Origin of the sequence: Rhizobium favelukesii (genome assembly GCF_000577275.2) — a bacterium.
GTDB lineage: Bacteria > Pseudomonadota > Alphaproteobacteria > Rhizobiales > Rhizobiaceae > Rhizobium > Rhizobium favelukesii.
In genome coordinates, this window is the sequence record NZ_CBYB010000045.1 from 1 (window position 1) to 4,646 (window position 4,646).

The 4,646-nt window shown below is 57.9% G+C and carries 5 protein-coding genes and 4 pseudogenes; 1 reads left to right on the plus strand and 8 read right to left on the minus strand.

The genetic code is table 11. From position 1 onward, the window contains the following. Positions 1-260 precede the first annotated feature (260 nt). On the plus strand, positions 261-449 hold the full coding sequence (locus tag LPU83_RS37745) for a hypothetical protein (protein ID WP_024319135.1): 189 nt from the start codon (positions 261-263) through the stop codon (positions 447-449). 129 nt (positions 450-578) lie between these two features. On the opposite strand, the pseudogene LPU83_RS75325 reads toward LPU83_RS37745, so the two are convergent. The 8 genes and pseudogenes from LPU83_RS75325 to LPU83_RS73885 form a co-directional block, all read right to left on the minus strand. Then, positions 579-995 (minus strand): annotated as a pseudogene (locus LPU83_RS75325) (hypothetical protein); the annotation flags it as partial. A 173-nt stretch (positions 996-1,168) separates the two neighbouring features. Further along, a complete protein-coding gene (locus LPU83_RS37755; protein ID WP_024319136.1) occupies positions 1,169-1,675 on the minus strand; it encodes a GNAT family N-acetyltransferase in 507 nt (168 codons plus the stop codon). A gap of 3 nt (positions 1,676-1,678) precedes the next feature. Further along, positions 1,679-1,984: a type II toxin-antitoxin system TacA family antitoxin gene (locus tag LPU83_RS37760; protein WP_176703669.1), complete on the minus strand. Its 306-nt coding sequence runs from the start codon at positions 1,982-1,984 to the stop codon at positions 1,679-1,681. A 220-nt stretch (positions 1,985-2,204) separates the two neighbouring features. Continuing rightward, a pseudogene (locus LPU83_RS37765) lies at positions 2,205-2,394 on the minus strand (DUF2274 domain-containing protein). A gap of 15 nt (positions 2,395-2,409) precedes the next feature. Continuing rightward, complete coding sequence (locus LPU83_RS75065; protein WP_258579824.1) at positions 2,410-2,538, minus strand: hypothetical protein; 129 nt, start codon at positions 2,536-2,538, stop codon at positions 2,410-2,412. Between the two features lie 10 nt (positions 2,539-2,548). Further along, complete coding sequence (locus LPU83_RS37770; RefSeq protein ID WP_024319138.1) at positions 2,549-3,685, minus strand: ABC transporter substrate-binding protein; 1,137 nt, start codon at positions 3,683-3,685, stop codon at positions 2,549-2,551. A 130-nt stretch (positions 3,686-3,815) separates the two neighbouring features. Further along, positions 3,816-4,107, minus strand: a pseudogene (locus LPU83_RS37775) (transposase); the annotation flags it as partial. A 2-nt stretch (positions 4,108-4,109) separates the two neighbouring features. Further along, positions 4,110-4,523, minus strand: a pseudogene (locus LPU83_RS73885) (cytochrome P450); the annotation flags it as partial. Between the last annotated feature and the right edge of the window lie 123 nt (positions 4,524-4,646).

Here is a 4,646-nt window from a genome sequence, read left to right on the forward strand (position 1 = left end):
CAAACCGCTCACGTTGGTATAATTGAGACCTATTTTCTTTGGCACGTTAAGTGCTATCCGACAAAATGTTGCGGTACGGAATACAAGAAGGTAAGCGTCATGCGGTTTCGCGCGCCAACGATCCACCCGGCCGTGACGTGAATTCACACAGGGGCAGGCACTAGCCAAGCCGGCTATCCCGATGCTCATCGGACCAGCCGCGGAGAACTGAAATCATTCACGCATTCAAATTTCGGGAAAGCATTCTCTCGGTCAACCGCATGCCCAAATCCTACTGGACGATCGAAAAGGCCAAAGGTGAAAACTCAAAACCCACGAGCCTTAATGCCAAGGCGGTCACCGGAAGCAATCTTGCTGACGACGAGTTCGTCTCCGTGTGTCTTCCCAACGAGCTTGCCGCCGGTACCACGGTGCCGCCGAGCTATGGATTGATATATTCCCACCGCTAAGACGTCGAGCGATTACGAGACGCCGGCGCCTTTCTTCGAGGTCGTCGCTGCTGCTGCTTTATGCTCACCGGCAGCAAACTCAACGATATCGGACAGAGGGGGCAGCCGGCGCGCAGTCGGCGAAGCGCGCATTGGGGCTTCATGGCCAAAACGCTCACCAAGACGATTGAGGTCGACGGCGAAATCACACATCAGCCGCTCTATCAGAGCCTCCCGAAATCGATCCTGCCGGTCAAGCAATACCTCTTCACGGTGGCCAGGATGCCCGAAGCAATCCGTTGCGCATAGGCTCCGGGGACGGCTTCATTTTCGACACACTTGCATAGCCGTAGGGGTCGCAACCGGACGGCAGTCTGCGCGGTATCGATACAGGATACGACAGCCTGATACGGCAAGCCATAGATCAGGTCGAAGTTGATGCTGCCGATGCCGGCCTTTTCGCAATTGCTGGACGGCGGTCTCCGTCTGCTCGAAAGTCTGGTTGCGGTTGATGACCGTCTGGACCACCGGATCGAAACTCTAGACGCCGAGGCTTGCGCGACAGACACGTCGTGACGAGACTCGGTCGTGGGCTCTACCAGCTTCGCGGGTGACAGATCACGCACTTAGGCACCCGTTGGCACAGCGCCGCCAGGTCTTGGCCGCCTCAAGAAGTCTGATGTTTTCCTTCGCCGCCCCACGACCTTTCCAGAATGCCATCCTTCCTCGCGCTTTCTTTCTTATTTGAAGAGCAGTTCGATATCCACCATCGGCCGAAACAGCTTCATCGGCTGGTCGGGAAACGGCAAAAAGCTTTCGCGCTCGTAGAATCGGCGCGCAATGTCATCCTTGGCGTCAACGATCACAGCGAAGGAGGCGATCTCGCTTTTGACCGCCCGAAAAAGGGCGTCCGCAAGCAGAAACCGGCCAAACCCCTTGCCTTGATGGTGCCGATCGACCGCGAGGCGGCCGAGAAGGGTTGCCGGAAGTAGCGGATAGCGCGGAAGTTTCCTAACTATCTTTTCCGGCAGGTCCCCGAGATTCACTGCCATCGATGAAAGGGTGTAGTAGCCAGCCACCGTCCCATCCGCCAGAACCAGCACGAAGGGAGCCGCCATGTTCTTGCGCGCGTCCTGACCTGCCTGAACGCGGAAATACCGATCGAGCGGCTCTACGCCGCTGTCGAATGCGGACCTGTCGTGCTGCGAGCCGAGAATTTCTACCCGCAGTGTTTCTTCGACCCCCACCCGTCAGACGCCAGTCGCCTGGCGATAGCGGCGCACGGTGTCGTGCAGACGGGCGTTTACCGGTTGCGGATTGAGCAACGCCTCGATGAAGGTCTTGCTGTCACGGACCGACAGGTCCAGACGTTGATGCTCCTCGATCGCCCGGTGGGCGGCCTCCTGGACGCTGAACAATACGAAATCGGTCACCGTCCGGCCCTGAAGGGCCGCTGCGCGCTCAATAAGATTTTTCTGGTCGGCCGTAACGCGCGTCTCTAGACGCTCGCCACGGACCCGGCCGCGCAGCGGGTTTGTAGTTTGGGCCATCATCATTCTCCTTGGCTTTTATGTACGGCCAATGGCCGGAAAAGTCAATGACTGCCGTCGCCCGTTAGAGGAAAGTCTTCCCCAACGCTCGGGCCTTGTCTCAGCTGATCCCTCCTACTGGAAGCGCGCAACACGGAGAGTAACGGTTCGTCTTGGTTGTGAAAGAGAGGCTGCCGGAACCCGTCGTCGACGATTGATCCCATAAGCATACACGTTCTGGAAGAATTTAGATCGAGATGCGGCGTGCCTTCGCGAACCCCCGATCCGAGGCAATGAAGCGCTCCAGCACAGCCGCGATCAGGCGAACCAGCACCTCGGCATAGGCGGTGAGATCGCGATGGAGCTGCGCGGGCAATTCCATCGACACCTTCACCGGTCTTGTCGTCAGCGATCGGACCAATCTTCAACTTTGTCAGAATCAGCTTGTATACTTAACTCGGCGGGATTCCCGCATGGACGGCCTTCAGCAACGCATGCAGCGTGGCACCAGCAGGAAGGACGGCGCTCAGCGTCTCGATGTCGTCATCGGGAAGCGAAGCGGGTTTTGCATGACGTGTCATTGATCAACCTTCATTGCTGTTCGTCGAACGGTGGGTAGCCGTCGTTGTCTTCGACGTCCTCGTCGATGTTCTCGGCCGCGGCCGTCAGCGCCGTCTTGACGTCGCCGCCATTGAAGATCTCGTCGACTGCCTGCATGAAGGTGGAGGTGATCATCGGATAGGCCGGATGCGGCGGCCTGGCGATCGCCGTCTTTGACACCTGCTGGGAGGCCGTGGTGATGGCCCAGATCCAAGTGCCGTTCGGACTTGCGCCCTTCGGTCCGAATTTGGGCAGCGGCATGACGACAATGTCATCCTTCATCGAGGCGGCGGCTTCCGCGTAGACCCAATGGCCGCCGAGCGCGAGAGCAGCCGGATGTCCTTCGGCGTAGAACTGGTTGGTACCGGAGGATTGCGGCACGACCCAGCCGTTCTTGACCCAAGTCTGCATCAACCTCAGCGCATCGACGCAAGGTTCGCTGTCGAGCGTTCCCACGGATTTCCAGGTCTTCCGGTCGATCAGGTCGCAGCCTGGCGATTGTAGGATCGGGCTATAGGCATAAGTGATCCATTCGGTCTTGATGCCGTAGCCGCGAAACGTGTCGATCGGCCATTTGACGTCTTCGAGGTTCGAAAGCTTTTCGAGGTAGCCTTCGAACTCCTCTCGCGTCCATGCGTCATCGACGGATTTGGGAATCCGGGCGCCAATCGCTTCGAGATACTTTTTGTTGCCGTAAAGGACGACCGAGGAGTCCGTCAGGCCGAGCGCATAGAGCTCCTCGTCGACGGGATAGGTGCCCTGGGCGATGTTGGAGTCTGTCATGTCGTCGAGGACACCCGGATCGATCAAAGGTTTGATTTTCTGCAGGTAGCCGGACCAGACGTAGTTTGCGAGAAACGGCGCGTCGAGCTCCACGATGTCAGGCATCTGCTTGGACATGACGGCGGCGCTGAACTTCTCGTTATAGGCGTCGTGCGGCGCGTAGATCAGTTCGATATCCACGTCCGGATTAGCCTCTTCGAAGCGTTTGGCCACCGCGCCACAGGCCGAAACCGTATCGGGATCGCCCTGATGCATGACCTGGATGACGGTCTTTGATTCGGCCGGACTTATGGCGAATCCCAGCGCCGCGGATGCTACGAGCATAGAAAGTAAACGATTACTCATTTGTTTCACTCCTCCTCAACGGGTTTCACTTCCAATTGCATTTATACGGATGATCGCTCCACCAACTGGAACGGCGGCTTTCGCACCTCACCGGGTGCCATCGGCAACGACCCCGAAAAGCGGCATCCAGCCTATCAAGGGCTTGATCTTCAGCCCCTTGTTTGTGCCGGTGGCGTCCCGATTGACATGGATGATGGTGGAATCAACGATTAGGAATTCGAAGTCTGGATCGTCCGTTAACGCGTCGAACATGCGCCACCAGATGCCCTTCTCGCTCCAGCGGCTGAAACACCGGTAGACGCTGTTCCACTCGCCGAACACTTCCGGCAGGTCACGCCAGGGCGAGCCGGTACGCACAATCCAAAGCACTGCACAAACATGCGTTTGTCGCGGCCCGACGAACCGCGCGTGCGCTCATCGCCAAATTGATCAGCGCACTCGCTTGCTTACGGACATTCCGCTCCAATGCCATCACTCGCCTAGGGGTGAACAGCGGATCTAGGAGTGCACGAAAGATACCATGGTCGGGTGGCTGGAGCTCGAGCGGGATCATCGGCCAGTCTTCGCCGAGTGCGGAGGAGAAGATGCTGCGATGGCTGGAAAAGGTTTCGATATCCTCTAGCACCTTGCGCTGGTCGCGCGCGCGAGTGATTACCCAGGTACCCCGTCCATCCCGCGGGTTATAGGGGGAATAGAAAATGTGGGGCTCTCCATGGACGCGAGCAACAGCTGCGTGAGGGTCTCCATTCGCTGTTGGTGCCATGCCGGGCGATGTGAACAGACTGAAGTCCCTCACCAACGCGGACGGAACATGATCTGGAATGTAATCTCGCTGCACTCTATTTTCTCCTTCTGTCCAACCGACTCGTCAGCTTCACGGGTGCGAAGTAAGACAGTCAAATCTCATGCCAATCTCCCGATCAAGACGAGGAGTGAATTACGGGCGATCTTTCAATAACTT

What these genes read in the sequence shown, in the direction of transcription:
- LPU83_RS37770 (WP_024319138.1), bottom strand. Translation starts at nt 3,685, where the DNA reads ATGAGTAATCGTTTACTTTCTATGCTCGTAGCATCCGCGGCGCTGGGA.
- LPU83_RS37745 (WP_024319135.1), top strand. Translation starts at nt 261, where the DNA reads ATGCCCAAATCCTACTGGACGATCGAAAAGGCCAAAGGTGAAAACTCA.
- LPU83_RS75065 (WP_258579824.1), bottom strand. Translation starts at nt 2,538, where the DNA reads ATGACACGTCATGCAAAACCCGCTTCGCTTCCCGATGACGACATCGAG.
- LPU83_RS37760 (WP_176703669.1), bottom strand. Translation starts at nt 1,984, where the DNA reads ATGATGATGGCCCAAACTACAAACCCGCTGCGCGGCCGGGTCCGTGGC.